Origin of the sequence: Brachybacterium tyrofermentans, from assembly GCF_039526165.1 — a bacterium.
GTDB lineage: Bacteria > Actinomycetota > Actinomycetes > Actinomycetales > Dermabacteraceae > Brachybacterium > Brachybacterium tyrofermentans.
On sequence record NZ_BAAAIR010000007.1, the window covers coordinates 15,876 to 32,774 of the forward strand.

Below are 16,899 nucleotides of genomic sequence, written 5' to 3' on the forward strand. Positions count from 1 at the left end.
TCCGCCGGATCGAGCTGAACCGGAACTGACCGAGTCGGATCGGCTCCGCGGGAACCGGACCACGGGCGAGGACGGTGCCCACCAGGGGGAGGATGACCGATGCGCATCAAGCTCACGCTGCGCAGGCCCGAGGACCGGATGACGGACCTCGAGGTCACAGCCGATGCGACCGCGACGGTGGCCGATGTGGCCACGGCGCTGTACCGCGCCGACCCCTTGCGCGATGGCGCCGAACCCCCGGAGATGCTCACCCTCCAGGTGCAGGATCCGGGCGCCGGCGAGGGCGCCGACGGCGTGCGCAGCCTGGACCGCGAGATCGATCTGATCCAGGCCGGGCTTCGCTCCGGCAGCGTCGTCTCGATCGCGCGCTCCTCGGCCACGTATCGGACCCGATCGGAGTCGCGCGGCGCGGCGGTCGCCCTGATGCGGATCCTCTCGGGTCCGGAAGCCGGGCGCGAGCACCCGCTGCCCAGCGGATCGAGCATCGTCGGCCGCGAGGGAGATCTCGACATCCGCATCGCCGATCCGATGCTCTCGAAGCGCCATGCCCGGATCAACGTCGGGGACTCCGTCGAGATCGTCGACCTGCACTCGTCCAACGGGGTCATCCTCGGGGGCGAGCAGGTGCGGCGAGCGGTGATCGGCCCGGCGGACACGGTACTGATCGGTCAGACCACGTTCTCGGTCACCGCCCTGCACCGGCTCGGAGGGACCGCCCCCAGCTCCCCGGTGGTCGAGTTCAACCGCTCCCCGCGCGTCGTGCCCCGGTTCCCGTACCGACCCCTCAAGGCACCGACCCCGCCCAAGGAGCCGACTCCACCGTTCTTCCCCGTGTTCATGATGTTCGCCCCGCTGATCCTGGGTGGGCTCATGTTCGCCATGACGCACAGCCCGTACTCGCTCCTCTTCGTGGCCATGATGCCGATGATGGCGACGGCCGGATATCTGAATCGGAAGCTCCAGGGCAAGAAGCAGCTCGAGCGACAGATCACGAACTTCGAGGACGGCCTGGCGTCGCTCAAGCGCCGGGTCAGCGCCGCCCAGGAGCTCGAGCGCGCCGTGCGCCTCGTCGAGACCCCGTCCGCGGCGGACACCGTCGACGCCGCCTTCCGCCTAGGACGACTGCTGTGGACCCATCGTCCTGAGCACAGCGCCTTCGCGACGCTGCGCCTCGGACTGGGGGTCGCGGAGTCCCGGGTCGGGATCGAGATGCCGGGGGAGAACGACGCGATCCTGCGGTACTACGACCTGCTCGACGACATGCACGAGGAGTACCGGTTGATCGCGGGGGTGCCGATCGTCGCGCAGCTGCGTGACGCCGGGAACGTCGGCATCACCGGCGGCGGGGGAGAGGCCGACGGCGTCGCCCGGGGGATCGTCACCCAGCTTATCGCGCTGCATTCCCCGGCGGAGATGGCGATCGCCGCGATCACGTCGCGGTCCAGCCGCGACACGTGGGAATGGCTGAAGTGGCTCCCGCACACCTCGAGCCCGCACTCCCCGCTGCCCGGCGACCATCTCGCCGAGACGCCGGGACGCGGGACAGCGCTGCTGGCACGGATCGAGGAGCTCATCGAGCAGCGCACGGGCGGGGAGGCGCCGTCGCTGCGCACCCCGTCGACCCGCGACATCTCGGAGCCGCCCGAGGTCCCGCCGGAGCCGATCACCCCGAACCTGGTGGTGATCATCGAGGATGACGCCCCGGTGGATCGGGCACGACTGGTGCGCATCGCCGAACGTGGGCCCGATGCCGGAGTGCACGTGATCTGGAATGCCTCGAACATCGCGGCCCTGCCGGCTGCCTGCCGGACCTACGTCTCGGTCGAGGAAGCGGTGGACGGGGCGAGCGCCGGCCATGTGCGGATGGGCGAGAGGTTCTACCCGGTGGCGGTCGAGACGGTCTCCGGGGAGGTGGCAGCCGGGGTGGCGCGCCATCTCTCCCCGGTCGTCGACGCCGGGGTCCCGATCGACGACGACTCCGATCTCCCGCGCGCGATCTCCTACCTCACGCTCGGCGGCGTGGAGCTGGCGGAGGATCCGAGCGCCATCATCGAGCGGTGGAAGGAGAACAGCTCGCTGACCCCGCGGGACGGGTCCGAGCCCCAGCGCCGCCGGCAGGATGCGGATCTGCGCGGACTGATCGGGCACAACGGGCAGGATGCCTTCCACCTGGACCTTCGCGCGGACGGCCCCCACGCCCTCGTGGGCGGCACCACCGGCGCCGGCAAGTCGGAGTTCCTGCAGACCTGGGTGATGGGCATGGCTACGGCCCACAGCCCGGATCGGGTGACGTTCCTGTTCGTCGACTACAAGGGCGGCGCCGCCTTCGCCGACGCCATCGAGCTGCCCCATGCGGTCGGTCTGGTCACCGACCTCTCCCAGCACCTGGTGCGCCGAGCGCTCACCTCCCTGCGCGCGGAGCTCCACCATCGCGAGCACCTGCTGAACCGCAAGAAGGCCAAGGACCTGGTGTCCCTCGAGCGCACTGGTGATCCCGAGACCCCGCCCAGCCTGATCATCATCGTGGACGAGTTCGCGGCCCTGGCCCAGGAGATCCCGGAGTTCGTGGACGGCGTCGTGGACATCGCCGCACGAGGGCGATCGCTGGGCCTGCACCTGATCCTCGCGACGCAGCGTCCCGCCGGTGTCATCAAGGACAACCTGCGTGCGAACACCAACCTCCGCATCGCGCTGCGGATGGCGGACGAGGCCGATTCCCAGGACATCCTCGGCGATCCGTCGGCGGCGCATTTCGATCCGGGCATCCCGGGGCGGGCGGCGGCGAAGACCGGTCCCGGCCGGCTCGCGACCTTCCAGACCGGCTACGCGGGCGGCTGGACGAGCGACGAGCCCGAGCCCACTCGGATCGACATCGTCGAGAAGGACTTCGGCACCGGCGTGCAGTGGGACATCCCGGCACCGCCCGCCACGGAGGTCGCGGACCCCGGCGCCCAGGACATCACGCGGATCGTCGCCACGGTGCGTGCCGCTTCGGCGAAGGCCGGGGTGCCGGCTCCGCGCAAGCCGTGGCTGTCCGAGCTCGCCGATGCCTACGACCTGTCCCGCCTGCCCTCCCGTCGGATCGACGACGAGCTGCTCCTGGGCGTCATGGACAAGCCCGAGGACCAGGCGCAGCCGACGGTGGCGTACTACCCGGACCGGGACGGCAACATGGCCGTCTACGGGACCGGCGGGTCCGGCAAGTCGACGACGCTGCGCACGATCGCGATCTCCGCCGCCTCGACCGTGCGCGGCGGCCCCGTCCACGTCTACGGGCTCGACTTCGGCACCTCGGGGCTGACCATGCTCGAGGACCTCCCGCACGTGGGGTCCATCGTCCCGGGGGAGGACGAGGAGCGGGTGATCAGGCTGCTGCGCACGCTGCGAGAACTCATCGACCAGCGTGCCAAGGAGTTCGCTCGGACCCGGGCGGGATCGGTGACGCAGTACCGCGAGCTGGCCAGCGCGCCCGGGACCCCGCGCATCCTGCTGCTCGTGGATGGGATGGCGGCCTTCCGCGAGGCGTACGACTACTCGAGCCTGTCCGCGTGGTTCACCGCCTTCGTGCAGATCGCGACCGACGGCCGGCAGGTGGGCGTGCATGTCGTCGTCACCGGGGACCGTCCCAGCGCGATCCCGACCTCCTTGGGATCCTCGATCCAGCGTCGACTCATCCACCGCATGTCCGGCCCTGACGACTATGCGGGCTTCGGCGTGGCCAAGGACGTGCTGGATGCCAGCTCACCGGCCGGCCGCGGGATTCTGGACGGGCATGAGGTCCAGGTCGCCGTCCACGGCGGCGACTCCAACGTCGCCATCCAGTCACGGGAGGTCGCCAAGCTGGCCGAGGCCATGCGTCGGGCCGGGGTTCCCGAGGTGCCCTCCATCGACCGTCTGCCCGAGCGGGTGGAGCTGGCGGATCTGCGACCGGTGGTCGCGGGACGGCCCGTGCTCGGTCTGGCCGACGAGACGCTCGCAGAGATCACCGTCGAGCCTCGGGGAGCCTTCATGGTCTCCGGACCGATGGGCTCCGGTCGCACCACCGCGATGCGCACGATCGCCAGCGGGCTCGGGGCGCTGGAGAACCCGATGCGTCTGGTGCGCTTCTCCGCGCGCCGCACCCCGCTGACCGGGCTGCCGATCTGGGACGTGGAGGGCTCGGACCCGGAGTCGGTCCGGGAGCTCGCGGCGCAGCTGCGACGGACCGTCGACTCCGGTGCCGTGGGGGAGGGGCGGCTCGCGCTGTTCGTGGACGGTGTCGCCGACTTCACCGGAACCGGTATCGAGTCGGAGCTCGACACGCTCCTCCGCGCCTGTCTCCGCGAGGGCCAGTTCGTCGTGGGCGAGAACGAGTCGACATCCTGGTCGCAGGCGTACGTCCTGGCCCAGCCGTTCAAGGCCGGACGGCGAGGGCTGCTGCTCCAGCCGGGTGACATGGACGGCGAATCCCTGCTCGGCACGGGACTGGGGAGGATCCGTCGAACGGACTTCCCCGCCGGGCGAGGATTCCTGATCCACGGCGGTCGGGCGATGAAACTGCAGGTCGCACAGGTGACCGGCTGATCTCTTCCTGGGGCACGATCCGCGGCGTACGGAGTTATCCCCAGGGGATGCCTCCCCATGGTCCGGGCTGCCGCATCGCTCTAGAGTGTGCCTGTCCACCCGCGGCGGGCCACATCCCGACGCGGCGGGAGCGCGAGTCACCAGGAAGGGGAACCACATCGTGAATGCCACGAAGGGGATGGACGTCGACGAGGTCCGCCGGATGTCCGGCCAGCTGCGCGAGGCGGCTGCGGAGATCACCAAGATCGAACAGGAGCTCACCTCCGGTCTCGAGGGTGTGGACTGGACCGGACCGGATGCGGATCGCTTCCGGGGCCAGTGGTCGAGCGAGATGGTCCCGGCGATGCAGCGGATCATGACCTCGGTCCACGAGTTGGGGGATATGGCCGATCGCAACGCCGCCGAGCAGGACGGGGCCTCCTCGACCTGATCGCCGTCGTCGGTCCCGTGCAGGAGCCGGAGCAACCCGGGCAGTCGTTCTGCTCGGGAATCCCGCATCTGGCTTGCTGATATGTTTGGCGCCGTTGCCGACGGGAAGAATGGAGTTGTGAATGCCCAGGAGCATTTCGTACCCGAGCCCGGATTTCCCTGGTCCTCCCCGGATCACGGTCGAGGTCCCCGATGACTGGGAGACCCTGACGGTGCCCGGAGTCCAGCTCGCCGTGGCCCAGCCGCGGGTGGACGGTCAGTTCCGCGCGAACGTCGTCGTCACCGTGCAGCGCTTCGGCCCCGAGTTCACCCGGGACGCGGCCAGAGCCGGCCTCGAGCAGCGCAAGGCGGCGCTCCCCGGGCTCGAGGAGATCGGCACGGGCGAGGTCGAGGTCGACGGGATCACCTGGATCGCCAGCGAGTACGGGTACACCCAGGAGGATCGGCCCACCGTGGTGCAGGCGGCCCGCTATGCGGTCGTCGACCGCGGAGGGGTGGCCAAGGACGTGGTGGAGCTCGTGGGCAGCTGCGGGGCGGAGATGGCCGACGACGAGATCGAGACCGTGCGCTCCATCCAGGACTCGGTGGTCCTCGACCTGAGCTGAGGAGTCTCGGGCCGCTGGACCGGGTCTGATCCCACAACCCGGTACTCCTGGTCACTCTGGCAACCCCGGTATCGCTGGCGCGGTACCGGGGTTCTCTGCGTCCGGGACCGCGTTGTCCACAATCGGTCGATACGGTGGAAAATCCCGATGACCTGGGGCTGCAGCGTGTTTTCGGGATGTGGAGGACCATGCGCGAACGCCCCCATGGTGCCCGGCCGAGAGCCCGGTCTAGGGTTGCGCCACCACCTGGAGAGCCGGGTTGAGCAAGCGGCCGGTGGCCGTGGGTCAGCGCTGCGTGTCGAGTAGGTGGGGACCTTGGCAACTACCACATGGAGGACACCATGAAGAAGGGCATGACCCCGGAGTCCGTCGAGCAGATGGGCAGCCAGATCACCGAGGCCGGTGAGCAGATCCAGCAGATCTACACCCAGATCCAGGCCCGCGTCGCGGAGCTCGATTGGACGGGTGAGGACAGGGACCGGTACCTGACCGAGTTCGATGGGGACCTCGGCACGCAGGTCCAGCACGTGGTCACGAAGACCGCCGATCTGGCCGAGCGCGCCGCGCGCAATGCGGGTGCACAGCGGGAGGCGTCGGCCTGATCCGTCAGGGATCACCCGTTTCCGTCGGCGCAGTATCCAGACTTTCCAGCAAGGGGCAGATGATGACTTTCAAGGGTATGAATCCGGATGAGGGGCGCGATGTGGCGACCGCGGTGAACGAGGCGGGTCGCCAGATCCTCGAGCAGGTCGAGACGGTGACCACCACGGTGACCTCGGTCGACTGGCTCGGTCCCGACTATGACGGCTTCCGGGAGGATTGGAGCGCGTTCTGCTCGGGAGCGGTGAACGCGCTGGTCGAGGGGTTCCAGCGTCGGTCGGACGCTCTGAGCACGCACGCCGATCAGCAGGACACCACGTCGGACATGCAGTGACGCGCTGATCGCACGGCCCGCCGGGGTGTGCGAACGGGCATGCAGAAGGTCCCGTCCCCACCAGGGGGACGGGACCTTCTGCATGCTCAGCTGCGGAGCAGCCTCAGCGGTAGTTCACGAACTGGAGCGCGACGTCGAGATCCTTGCCCTTGAGGAGCGTGATCACGCCCTGGAGGTCGTCGCGGCTCTTCGAGGACACCCGCAGCTCATCGCCCTCGATCCGCGCCTTGACCCCCTTGGGGCCCTCTTCCCGGATCAGCTTGGAGATCTTCTTGGCGTCGTCGGTGCTGATGCCCTCCTTGAGGCCGGCGACCAGGCGGACCTCCTTGCCGGACTGCTTGGGCTCGCCGACGTCCAGGGCCTTCAACGAGAGGTTGCGACGGATCAGCTTGGACTGCACGACGTCCAGGATGGCGAGCACGCGCTCCTCCGCATTGGCCGTCATCACGATCTCGTCGCCGCTGAGGGTGATCGACGCACCGGTGTTGCGGAAGTCGTAGCGCTGCCCCACCTCCTTGACGGCCTGGTTGACGGCGTTGTCGACCTCCTGCCGGTCGAGCTTGCTGACGATGTCGAACGATGAATCTGCCACGGTGCGTCCTTCCCTCCTGCGGCCGCCCGATGGCGGCACTGTGGTGTCTGTCCGGCCCGGAAGCGGTCCGGGGCCCTCCTGACGAGCTTGCCCGCTGCGACGGTTCGGCCTGCTCAGGAGCCCTTGTGACCTTCTTCATGCACCATAGACGGCTTCTGGGTTAGCGCCGCCGACGGAGCGCCGGTATGCTGTTTCGAGTCCGCTTCCGCTGGCACCCGATCTGATCGGGCAGGCATCGGAAGTGAACGCCTGGCAGGTTACCCGAGTGGCCAAAGGGAGCTGACTGTAAATCAGCTGGCATCGCCTTCGTGGGTTCGAATCCCTCACCTGCCACCGCGGACGATCCTCGTGATCTGATGCAGCGGAGGGTCCTTGTGACCCGAAGCACGGGGGCCTGACCTCGAATTGCCTCGCGGCAAGGACGAGGGTAAGGTTCACCGGGTTGCCCTGATAGCTCAGTCGGCAGAGCGTCTCCATGGTAAGGAGAAGGTCAAGGGTTCGATTCCCTTTCAGGGCTCTGATGGATGCGGCGGCCCGGTCTCATTCGAGATCGGGCCGTTTCATCGGTCAAGCCGGGGTAGCTCAGACGGTTAGAGCGCACGACTCATAATCGTGAGGTCGCGGGTTCGATCCCCGCCCTCGGTACCACGTCGGCTACCGCCGGAGTGCACGATCCACATCCCCCGAGTACGGGGACCCACGAGGCGCGCCGTCAGGCGCACCACCCGGACGAAAGAGGCGAACCGTGGCGAGCAAGAGCTCTGACGTGCGTCCCAAGATCACCATGGCATGTGTTGATTGCAAGGCGCGCAACTACATCACCAAGAAGAACCGTCGCAACACCCCGGATCGGCTCGAGCTCTCGAAGTTCTGCCCGACCTGCGGCAAGCAGACGGCACACCGCGAGACCCGCTGACCAGGTCGAGCACACGTCACCAAAGGCCACACGGGCATGTCCCGGGTGGCCTTTCGTGCATCCGGAACCGGTGAGCCCAGCATCACAGCGGTCGGCTCCTCCGAGCGCCGTCCTGCGGGGCCCGGGGTTCTCCTGAGATCATCGGTTCGACAGCATCCGTCGGCCCCACCGGCCGTGTCCCCTCGGGAGATGACATGACGACCACCCCAGACCCCGCCTTCGCGGGCCGCACGTACCCGGCCGGTCCTGCGCACACCGTCTCGGCCGCGAAGATCGCCGAGTTCGCCCGGGCGACCGGGGCGAGCTCGCCGCTGCACACCGACCCGGCGGCCGCGCGTGCGGCCGGCCACGCCGACGTGATCGCCCCGCCCACGTTCCTGGTCTCCCTCGCCCAGGCCACCGAGGCCCAGTACATCGAGGACCCGGCCTCCGGCATCGACTTCACGCGCGTCGTCCACGGCGAGGAGTCCTTCACCCTGCATCGACCGGTCGTCGCCGGCGATTCCCTGGTCCCCACGCTCACCGTCGAGTCCGTGCGTGCTGCCGGCGGCCACTCGATGATCGCGACCCGCGTCGACCTGGTCGACGCCTCCGGGGCCGATGTCGCCGCAGTGCGCAGCATGATCGTCGTCCGCGGGGACTGACCCGTCACGCACCGTCGATGATCCGGCGCCGACGATCCGGCATCGATGGTCCGGCGCCGACGATTCAGCGCCGACGATCCGGCATCGACGACAGACCACCCCCACCTGCAGCGGTCGCCTCGTCCCGACCCGCGCAGAGATCCCAGGAGCAGACATGACCGCCGCACCCGCCACCCCTCGCGACCTCTCCGACCTGAGCGTCGGCCAGGAGATCGCCCGCACGACGCATGAGATCACCCGTGACACGCTCGTGCGCTACGCCGGGGCCTCGGGGGACTTCAACCCCATCCACTACAACGACACCGTCGCCACCGACGCGGGGCTGCCCGGCGTGATCGCCCACGGCATGCTGACCATGGGCGTCGCGGTCACCGGGCTGCTGGACGCCCTCGGAGACCCCACCACCGTGCGGGCCTACTCGGTGCGCTTCACCAATCCGGTTCCCGTGCCGGCCACCGGATCGGTGACCCTCGAGGTCGTCGCGGTGGTCGGAGCCATCGACGAAGGTGCCGGGACCGCACGGGTGGACATCGCGGCAGAGGTCGACGGCACCAAGGTCCTCGGCCGTGCCCGCGCCACGATCGCGCTGCCGACCGCGACCGCTGACTCGGACCAGGTCGCCACGGCATGAGGCTCTCCGACCTCACCACGCTGCGCATCGGCGGCGAGATCTCGAACCTGATCGAGGCGAGAACCGCCGACGAGGTCATCGAGGCGGTCCGCGCCGCGGACGCGGCCGGCGAGCCGCTGCTGGTCCTCGGCGGCGGCTCGAACCTGGTCGCCTCGGACGAGCCCTTCCCGGGGACCGTCGTGCTGCTGCGGGATCCGGAGGAGCCGCCCCTGCTCGACGCGACCTGCGAGGTCGGCGCCTCCGGTGAACCAGACGGCATCCCCGTCGACCCGGCGGACCTCACGCCGCTGGATCCCACCTGCGGGGGCGCGATCGTCGAATACTTCGCGGGAGTCACCTGGGATCGGGCGGTGCGCTATGCGATCGCCCGGGAGATGGTGGGCATCGAAGCGCTCTCCGGGATCCCCGGGACCGTGGGCGCCACCCCGATCCAGAACGTCGGCGCCTACGGACAGGAAGTGGCCTCGACGATCTCCCGGGTGCGCACCTGGGATCGCGAGAAGAACGCGGTGCGCACCTTCTTCGCCGCGGACTGCGAGTTCGCCTACCGCGACAGCATCTTCAAGCGCACCCGGTACTCCGGGCCCGTCGCCTCGCCCACCGGGCGCTATGTGGTGCTCTCGGTGACCTTCCAGCACACGATCGGCAGCCTCTCCGCCCCGATCCGCTACGGGCAGCTCGCCGATACCCTCGGCGTCCAGGCAGGGGGCCGGGCGCCGATGCAGGAGGTGCGGGAGGCCGTGCTGGCCGTGCGCGCGTCCAAGGGCATGGTGCTGGATCCCGCCGACCACGACACCTGGAGCGCGGGCTCCTTCTTCACGAACCCGATCCTCGAGGCATCCCAGGCGGCGGAGCTGCCCGAGGGCGCCCCGCAGTTCGACGCCGGGGACGGCAGGATCAAGACCAGCGCGGCGTGGCTGATCAGCCACGCCGGGGTGGAGCGGGGCCACGCCGTGGGGGAGCGGGCGGCGGTCTCGTCCAAGCATTCCCTGGCCCTGACCAACCGCGGCGGCGCCACCAGCGACGACCTGGTGGCCCTCGCGCGCGACGTGCAGGGACGGGTCCAGGAGACCTTCGGCATCCAGCTGGTCCCGGAACCTGTACGCCTCGGCCTCGATCTCTGAGCGCGGCCTAGGATGTAGCCACGGCGCCCGTCGCCGCCCCGACCGTCACCGCAGGAGGCCCCGTGAACGTCCTCGATCAGTCCATCGCCGATCTCGACCCGGATATCGCCGCAGTCCTCGACCGTGAGCTCGCCCGCCAGCAGCGCACCCTCGAGATGATCGCCAGCGAGAACTTCGTGCCGCGCGCCGTGCTCCAGGCCCAGGGCTCCGTCCTGACCAACAAGTACGCCGAGGGATACCCGGGTCGTCGCTACTACGGCGGCTGCGAAGAGGTCGACGTCGCCGAGCAGATCGCGATCGACCGGGCGAAGGAGCTGTTCGGGGCCGAGCACGCCAACGTGCAGCCGCACTCGGGTGCGTCCGCGAACGCCGCCGTGATGCACGCCCTCGCCCGCCCCGGCGACAAGCTCATGGGCCTGTCCCTCGCCCATGGCGGCCACCTCACCCACGGCATGAAGATCAACTTCTCCGGCCGCCTCTACGACATCGTCGCCTACGAGACCGAGCCCGAGACGGGCCTGATCGATATGGACAAGGTGCGCGAGCTGGCCGTGGCCGAGCAGCCCAAGGTCATCGTCGCCGGCTGGTCCGCCTATACCCGGCAGCTCGACTTCCCGACGTTCCGGGAGATCGCCGACGAGGTCGGCGCGGCTCTGTGGGTCGACATGGCGCACTTCGCGGGACTCGTCGCGGCCGGCCTGCACCCCAGCCCCGTCCCCTATGCGGACGTCGTCTCCACCACGATCCACAAGACCATCGGCGGCCCCCGCTCCGGCATGATCCTGTGCACCGAGAAGTGGGCCAAGAAGATCGACTCCGCCGTGTTCCCCGGTCAGCAGGGCGGCCCGCTCATGCACGTCATCGCGGCGAAGGCCGTGGCCCTCAAGGTGGCCGCCACCGAGGACTTCAAGGACCGCCAGGCCCGCACGCTCGAGGGCGCGAAGCTCCTCGCGGATCGCCTCCAGGAGGAGGACGCCAAGGCTGCCGGCGTGAAGGTGATCTCCGGCGGCACCGACGTGCACCTGGTGCTGGTGGACCTGGTTGACAGCGAGCTCGACGGCCAGCAGGCCGAGGATCGCCTCCACGAGGCCGGCATCACCGTGAACCGCAATGCCGTCCCCAACGACCCGCGGCCGCCGCGCGTCACCTCGGGCCTGCGCATCGGCACCCCGGCCCTGGCCACCCGTGGCTTCGGCGCCGCGGAGTTCACCGAGGTCGCCGACGTCATCGCGCTGGCCCTGACCGGCGGCGAGGACCTGGAGTCCCTCCGCCGGCGCACCGCGGCCCTCGCCGACGCGAAGCCGCTGTACGCCGACCTCGAGCAGTACTGATCGACAGGTGGGACCCGGCATCTCCATGCCGGGTCCCACGGCTGTTCCCGGCGCTCGCGCGCACCGGGGAGCCCTCCAGCGCTCCGGTCACCGGCCGCGTCCCCTCGGCACACCCTCCGCACATCCCTTCGGCACGCCCCTCCCACCGACATCAGCACAGACACCCCAAGGAGCGCCATGACGGCTCAGATCCTCGACGGCAAGGCCACAGCGAAGACGATCAAGGAGGAGCTCGCCGAGCGCGTCACCCGCCTCGTCGAGGGCGGGCATGAGCGCCCCGGCCTGGCCACGGTGCTGGTGGGGGAGGACCCGGGCAGCGCCGCCTACGTGCGAGGCAAGCACCGCGACAGCGAGCAGATCGGGCTCCACTCCATCCAGAAGCACCTCCCGGCCGACGCCACCCAGGCCGATGTCGAGGCCGTCGTCGACGAGCTGAACGCCGACCCGACCTGCACCGGATACATCGTGCAGCTCCCGCTGCCGAAGCAGATCGACACCGATGCGATCCTCGAGCGCATCGATCCCGCCAAGGACGCCGACGGCCTGCACCCCATGAACCTCGGCCGCCTGGTGCTGAACGCCTACACCGAGATCACGACCCCGCTGCCCTGCACGCCGCGCGCAGTCATCGAGCTCATGGAGCGTCACGGGCTCGATCTGCGCGGCAAGGACGTCGTGGTCGTCGGCCGTGGCATCACCGTCGGCCGCTCGATCGGCGCGCTGCTGACCCGCCGCGAGTACAACGCGACCGTCACGCTCTGCCACACCGGCACCACTGACCTCCCGGCCCACCTGCGCCGCGCTGACGTGATCGTCGCCGCAGCCGGTGCCGCCCACCTGGTGCGCCCCGAGGACGTCAAGCCGGGCGCGATCGTGCTGGACGTCGGCGTCTCCCGTCAGGAGGACCCCGAGGGCGGGAAGGCGAAGCTCGTGGGCGACGTGGACCCCGCGGTGGCCGAGGTCGCCGCCTGGATCAGCCCCAACCCCGGTGGCGTCGGCCCCATGACCCGCGCGCTGCTGATGAAGAACGTCGTCGAGTCCGCCGAGCGCGCGGCTGCGGTCTCTGCGGACTGATCGGGCGGCCTCGCCGGCCACCTCCGCTCGGAAGGCCGTCATGGGGACCCCTCCCCATGGTGGCCCGTCCAGCCCCTGGATACGGTGAACGCAGTCGCGGGGCAGCAGCGTCCGCAGACGGTTCTGAGCGGGTGGAGACGGGGAGCGATGGGGTCCGGATTCTGGGGGATGAGCGTCGAGCAGGCCGAGCAGCATGCCGACAGGGTGGGCGGCGCCACAGGTATCGCGGTCAGCCAGGGGATCGGTGACGGAGCTGTGCCGTCACCGATCTCCGCCGTCGGTCTCCTGCTCGGAGGGCACCTGGGGGAGCACGGCGGGCCGATCGACCAGATCCTCCTCTCCGCGGCGACGCCGAGCCCGTACCTGCCGTGAACCGGCCCGCCGCACCGGAGTCGCAGCATCCCCATCATCAGGAGCATTCGCACCGTCGGGAGCGTCGGGACCGTCCGGAGCGTCCGGAGCGTCGGGTGCGCGTGGAGCGCGGAGAACGTCAGCTCGGCCTGGAATACTGGCGGGCATGACTTTCACTCTTGCCACCGTCAACGTCAACGGCCTGCGCGCCGCCGCCCGGAAGGGAATGGGCGACTGGCTCGCCTCCACGTCCGCGGATGTCGTCACTCTCCAGGAGGTGCGCGCCCCGGGGGAGCTGCTCGCCGGGCTGGTCGGGGACGACTGGACCATCGTCGGGGAGGCGTCGGAGCTCAAGGGCCGTGCCGGCGTCGCGATCGCCGTCCGCTCCTCGCGCGAGGATGTCGACCTCGACGGAGCACGGGGCGGTCTGCCGGGTCTCACCGAGCCGGCGCACACCGGTCGCTGGTTGGAGACCGACGTCGTTGACCCCTTCGGCGATGGCCGCACCCTCACCGTCATCTCGTGCTACATGCACTCCGGCAACACCGAGAAGCCGCAGACCATGACCGACAAGTACGCCTTCCTCGACATCATGATGGAACGTCTCGAGCAGCTGCGGGCCGACGGGCGCCACGTGGTGCTCACCGGCGACATCAACATCGCCCACACCGAATGGGACATCAAGAACTGGAAGGGCAACCGGAAGTCCGCCGGGTTCCTGCCCGAGGAGCGCGCCTACCTGGATCGCCTCACGTCGGACGCCGGATACGTGGACGTGCACCGCACGCTGCACGGGGACGGCCCCGGCCCTTACACCTGGTGGTCCCAGCGCGGCAAGGCCTTCGACAACGATTCGGGCTGGAGGATCGACTACCAGCTCGCGACGACGGATCTCGCGGCCCGGGCGTCGACGGCACAGGTCGACAGCGCCCCCAGCTACGACACCCGCTGGTCCGACCACGCACCCCTGGTGATCTCCTACTCCTGAGGACGGCACCAGAAATGCCCCCTGCGGACCGATGTTCGACGAAGAATTGGTCCTCAGGGGGCATTGCTCGCGGGTGGCTCCCCAGGGGGCAGCACTCCCGGGCGGCTCAGACGCGGCCGCGGATCACAGCCTGCTTGACCTCGGCGATCGCCTTGGTCACCTGGATGCCGCGGGGGCACGCCTCGGTGCAGTTGAAGGTCGTGCGGCAGCGCCACACGCCCTCCTTCGAGTTCAGGATCTCCAGGCGCTGCTCACCGGCATCATCGCGCGAGTCGAAGATGAAGCGGTGCGCGTTGACGATCGCGGCGGGGCCGAAGTACTGCCCGTCGGTCCAGAACACGGGGCACGAGGACGTGCACGCGGCGCAGAGGATGCACTTGGTGGTGTCGTCGAAGCGCTCGCGCTCCTCGGCGGACTGCAGGCGCTCCTTGCTGGGCTCCTGACCCTTGGCCACGAGGAACGGCATGACCTCGCGGTAGGAGTCGAAGAACGGCTCCATGTCGACGATCAGGTCCTTCTCGACCGGCAGGCCCTTGATGGGCTCGACGGTGATCGGCTTGTCGACGTCGAGGTCCTTCAGGAGCGTCTTGCAGGCCAGGCGGTTGCGACCGTTGATCCGCATCGCGTCGGACCCGCACACGCCGTGTGCGCAGGAGCGGCGGAAGGTCAGGGACCCGTCCAGATGCCACTTGATCTCGTGCATGGCATCGAGCACACGGTCGGTGCCGTGCATCGTGACGGTGAAGTCCTCCCAGTAGGAGCCCTTCTCGTCCTCGGGGTTGAACCGATTGATGCGCAGCGTGACGTCGAAGGAGGGGATCTCCTCGACCTCGGGCTGCGGGGACTCGGCCTGGGACTTCTCTGCGACGGCAGTCATCAGAACGTGCGCTCCTTCGGCTCGTAGCGGGTGATCACGACGGGCTTGGTGCCCAGACGGATCGAAGTGCCTTCTTCGCCCTGTTCGCCTTCCAGGGTGCGGTAGGCCATGGTGTGCTTGAGGAAGTTGACGTCGTCACGCTTGTCGAAGTCCTCCCGGAAGTGGCCGCCGCGGGATTCCTTGCGGTGCAGCGCCCCGATGGCCACGATCTCTGCGAGATCGAGCAGGAAGCCGAGCTCGACGGCCTCCATGAGGTCGAGGTTGTAACGACGCCCCTTGTCCTGGATGGCGACCGTCTCGTAGCGTTTCTTGAGCTCCACGATCTTGGCGAGCGCGATACGGCAGGTCTCATCGGTGCGGAACACCTGGACGTTGGCGTCCATGACCTCCTGCAGCTCGAGACGGATGTTCGCCACGCGGTCCTCCGTGGCGGGACGATCGCGGAGACGCTCGAGCAGCTCCACCGTGGGGGCTTCGAGGTTCTCGGGCAGCTCGGCGAGCTCCACGGTCTTGGCGTGCTCCGCGGCGGCGATCCCGGCGCGGCGACCGAAGACGTTGATGTCCAGCAGCGAGTTGGTGCCCAGACGGTTTCCGCCATGGACCGAGACGCAGGCGGTCTCGCCGGCGGCGTACATCCCCGGGATCACGTCTGTGGCGTTGCGGAGCACCTCACCACGGATGTTGGTGGGGATGCCGCCCATGCCGTAGTGCGCCGTCGGGAAGACGGGCACGGGGTCCGTGTACGGCTCCACGCCCAGGTAGGTGCGGGCGAACTCGGTGATGTCCGGGAGCTTCGCATCGATGTGCGCGGGCTCGAGGTGGGTGAGGTCGAGGTAGACGTAGTCCTTCTTCGGTCCGCAGCCTCGACCCTCGCGCACCTCGTTGGCCATGGCGCGGGCGACCACGTCGCGCGGGGCGAGGTCCTTCAGCGTCGGGGCGTAGCGCTCCATGAAGCGCTCCATGTTCGAGTTGCGCAGGATCGCGCCCTCTCCGCGGGCCGCCTCCGACAGCAGGATGCCGAGGCCGGCGAGGCCCGTCGGGTGGAACTGGAAGAACTCCATGTCCTCCAGCGGGATGCCGCGACGGAACGCCATGGCGGGGCCGTCACCGGTCAGGGTGTGGGCGTTCGAGGTGGTCTTGAAGATCTTGCCGAAGCCGCCGGAGGCGAACACGACCGACTTCGCCCGGAAGATGTGGATCTCGCCGGTGGCCAGCTCGTAGGTGACCACGCCGGAGGCGCGCACGCCCTCGTCGGAGCGGGGATCGCCGGTCATGAGGATGTCAAGCACGTAGTACTCGTTGAAGAACTCCACCTGCTGCTTCACGCAGTTCTGATAGAGGGTCTGCAGGATCATGTGACCGGTGCGGTCCGCGGCGTAGCAGGAGCGGCGCACGGGCGCCTCGCCGTGCTCGCGGGTGTGGCCGCCGAAGCGCCGCTGGTCGATGCGTCCCTCGGGGGTGCGGTTGAACGGCAGCCCCATCTTCTCGAGGTCGAGCACCGCGTCGATGGCCTCCTTGGCCATCACCTCGGCGGCGTCCTGGTCGACCAGGTAGTCACCGCCCTTGACGGTGTCGTAGGTGTGCCACTCCCAGTTGTCCTCCTCGACGTTGGCGAGGGCGGCGCACATGCCGCCCTGCGCCGCACCCGTGTGGGAGCGCGTGGGGTAGAGCTTGGTGACGACCGCGGTGCGGGAGTCCTTGGAGGATTCCAGGGCGGCGCGCATGCCGGCGCCGCCGGCACCGACGATGACCACGTCGTAGTTATGGGTCTGCATGTCTGGTGACTGCTCCGTTTCGGGGTCGACCGGTGAGAACTGGGTCGGGAGCCGGACCTGCCGGC

Annotated in this window: 16 protein-coding genes and 3 tRNA genes; 16 read left to right on the plus strand and 3 right to left on the minus strand. The window is 69.3% G+C overall.

Translation table 11 applies throughout. The features are described 5' to 3' along the window. Positions 1-99: 99 nt before the first annotated feature. The 5 genes from ABD093_RS02125 (at position 100) to ABD093_RS02145 (ending at position 6,531) form a co-directional block, all read left to right on the plus strand. Positions 100-4,563 (plus strand): type VII secretion EssC family protein, encoded by a 4,464-nt coding sequence (locus ABD093_RS02125; RefSeq protein WP_193117461.1) that lies wholly within the window; start codon positions 100-102, stop codon positions 4,561-4,563. Between the two features lie 160 nt (positions 4,564-4,723). Then, entirely contained in the window at positions 4,724-4,993 is a 270-nt protein-coding gene (locus ABD093_RS02130; protein ID WP_343922158.1) for a WXG100 family type VII secretion target, read from the plus strand. Positions 4,994-5,114: 121 nt separating this feature from the next. Beyond that, on the plus strand, positions 5,115-5,597 hold the full coding sequence (locus tag ABD093_RS02135; protein ID WP_193117460.1) for a hypothetical protein: 483 nt from the start codon (positions 5,115-5,117) through the stop codon (positions 5,595-5,597). A 341-nt stretch (positions 5,598-5,938) separates the two neighbouring features. Beyond that, complete coding sequence (locus ABD093_RS02140; RefSeq protein WP_193117459.1) at positions 5,939-6,199, plus strand: hypothetical protein; 261 nt, start codon at positions 5,939-5,941, stop codon at positions 6,197-6,199. Between the two features lie 59 nt (positions 6,200-6,258). Beyond that, positions 6,259-6,531, plus strand: a complete 273-nt coding sequence (locus ABD093_RS02145) for a hypothetical protein (RefSeq protein ID WP_226850029.1) — start codon at positions 6,259-6,261, stop codon at positions 6,529-6,531. Positions 6,532-6,634: 103 nt separating this feature from the next. On the opposite strand, the gene ABD093_RS02150 is transcribed toward ABD093_RS02145, so the two are convergent. Then, entirely contained in the window at positions 6,635-7,123 is a 489-nt protein-coding gene (locus ABD093_RS02150; RefSeq protein WP_193117458.1) for a YajQ family cyclic di-GMP-binding protein, read from the minus strand. Between the two features lie 251 nt (positions 7,124-7,374). Here ABD093_RS02150 and ABD093_RS02155 point away from each other — a divergent pair. The 11 genes from ABD093_RS02155 to ABD093_RS02205 all read left to right on the plus strand — a co-directional run bounded on the left by ABD093_RS02155 (position 7,375) and on the right by ABD093_RS02205 (position 14,182). Continuing rightward, positions 7,375-7,456: transfer RNA gene (locus ABD093_RS02155), tRNA-Tyr, on the plus strand. Between the two features lie 111 nt (positions 7,457-7,567). Next, positions 7,568-7,640 (plus strand) — tRNA-Thr (locus tag ABD093_RS02160). A gap of 54 nt (positions 7,641-7,694) precedes the next feature. Continuing rightward, positions 7,695-7,771 (plus strand) — tRNA-Met (locus ABD093_RS02165). Between the two features lie 97 nt (positions 7,772-7,868). Next, positions 7,869-8,039 (plus strand): 50S ribosomal protein L33, encoded by a 171-nt coding sequence (gene rpmG / locus ABD093_RS02170; RefSeq protein ID WP_029360274.1) that lies wholly within the window; start codon positions 7,869-7,871, stop codon positions 8,037-8,039. A gap of 194 nt (positions 8,040-8,233) precedes the next feature. After that, entirely contained in the window at positions 8,234-8,683 is a 450-nt protein-coding gene (locus ABD093_RS02175; protein ID WP_193117457.1) for an FAS1-like dehydratase domain-containing protein, read from the plus strand. Positions 8,684-8,837: 154 nt separating this feature from the next. Then, positions 8,838-9,314, plus strand: coding sequence for a MaoC/PaaZ C-terminal domain-containing protein (locus tag ABD093_RS02180; RefSeq protein WP_343922162.1), 477 nt, complete (start codon positions 8,838-8,840; stop codon positions 9,312-9,314). Continuing rightward, positions 9,311-10,438: a UDP-N-acetylmuramate dehydrogenase gene (locus tag ABD093_RS02185; RefSeq protein ID WP_193117455.1), complete on the plus strand. Its 1,128-nt coding sequence runs from the start codon at positions 9,311-9,313 to the stop codon at positions 10,436-10,438. The genes ABD093_RS02180 and ABD093_RS02185 overlap by 4 nt, the downstream gene beginning before the upstream one ends. A gap of 62 nt (positions 10,439-10,500) precedes the next feature. Further along, the gene (glyA, locus tag ABD093_RS02190; protein ID WP_319021567.1) at positions 10,501-11,769 is read left to right on the plus strand and encodes a serine hydroxymethyltransferase; all 1,269 of its coding nucleotides are present in this window, start codon (positions 10,501-10,503) and stop codon (positions 11,767-11,769) included. Between the two features lie 177 nt (positions 11,770-11,946). After that, a complete protein-coding gene (locus ABD093_RS02195; RefSeq protein ID WP_193117454.1) occupies positions 11,947-12,843 on the plus strand; it encodes a bifunctional methylenetetrahydrofolate dehydrogenase/methenyltetrahydrofolate cyclohydrolase in 897 nt (298 codons plus the stop codon). 147 nt (positions 12,844-12,990) lie between these two features. Continuing rightward, the gene (locus ABD093_RS02200) at positions 12,991-13,215 is read left to right on the plus strand and encodes a hypothetical protein (protein WP_343922165.1); all 225 of its coding nucleotides are present in this window, start codon (positions 12,991-12,993) and stop codon (positions 13,213-13,215) included. 145 nt (positions 13,216-13,360) lie between these two features. After that, positions 13,361-14,182, plus strand: coding sequence for an exodeoxyribonuclease III (locus ABD093_RS02205; protein ID WP_193117452.1), 822 nt, complete (start codon positions 13,361-13,363; stop codon positions 14,180-14,182). A 106-nt stretch (positions 14,183-14,288) separates the two neighbouring features. Here ABD093_RS02205 and ABD093_RS02210 read toward each other — a convergent pair whose 3' ends face one another. Then, positions 14,289-15,059, minus strand: a complete 771-nt coding sequence (locus ABD093_RS02210) for a succinate dehydrogenase iron-sulfur subunit (protein ID WP_343922167.1) — start codon at positions 15,057-15,059, stop codon at positions 14,289-14,291. Beyond that, on the minus strand, positions 15,059-16,834 hold the full coding sequence (sdhA, locus tag ABD093_RS02215; protein ID WP_193117450.1) for a succinate dehydrogenase flavoprotein subunit: 1,776 nt from the start codon (positions 16,832-16,834) through the stop codon (positions 15,059-15,061). Before sdhA ends, ABD093_RS02210 begins: the two co-directional genes overlap by 1 nt. Positions 16,835-16,899: the final 65 nt, after the last annotated feature.

Excerpts from the sequence above, each read along its gene's own strand:
- ABD093_RS02125 (WP_193117461.1), top strand. The coding sequence starts at position 100 with ATGCGCATCAAGCTCACGCTGCGCAGGCCCGAGGACCGGATGACGGAC.
- ABD093_RS02135 (WP_193117460.1), top strand. The coding sequence starts at position 5,115 with ATGCCCAGGAGCATTTCGTACCCGAGCCCGGATTTCCCTGGTCCTCCC.
- ABD093_RS02140 (WP_193117459.1), top strand. The coding sequence starts at position 5,939 with ATGAAGAAGGGCATGACCCCGGAGTCCGTCGAGCAGATGGGCAGCCAG.
- ABD093_RS02145 (WP_226850029.1), top strand. The coding sequence starts at position 6,259 with ATGATGACTTTCAAGGGTATGAATCCGGATGAGGGGCGCGATGTGGCG.
- ABD093_RS02175 (WP_193117457.1), top strand. The coding sequence starts at position 8,234 with ATGACGACCACCCCAGACCCCGCCTTCGCGGGCCGCACGTACCCGGCC.
- ABD093_RS02180 (WP_343922162.1), top strand. The coding sequence starts at position 8,838 with ATGACCGCCGCACCCGCCACCCCTCGCGACCTCTCCGACCTGAGCGTC.
- ABD093_RS02185 (WP_193117455.1), top strand. The coding sequence starts at position 9,311 with ATGAGGCTCTCCGACCTCACCACGCTGCGCATCGGCGGCGAGATCTCG.
- ABD093_RS02195 (WP_193117454.1), top strand. The coding sequence starts at position 11,947 with ATGACGGCTCAGATCCTCGACGGCAAGGCCACAGCGAAGACGATCAAG.
- ABD093_RS02200 (WP_343922165.1), top strand. The coding sequence starts at position 12,991 with ATGGGGTCCGGATTCTGGGGGATGAGCGTCGAGCAGGCCGAGCAGCAT.
- ABD093_RS02205 (WP_193117452.1), top strand. The coding sequence starts at position 13,361 with ATGACTTTCACTCTTGCCACCGTCAACGTCAACGGCCTGCGCGCCGCC.
- ABD093_RS02210 (WP_343922167.1), bottom strand. The coding sequence starts at position 15,059 with ATGACTGCCGTCGCAGAGAAGTCCCAGGCCGAGTCCCCGCAGCCCGAG.
- sdhA (WP_193117450.1), bottom strand. The coding sequence starts at position 16,834 with ATGCAGACCCATAACTACGACGTGGTCATCGTCGGTGCCGGCGGCGCC.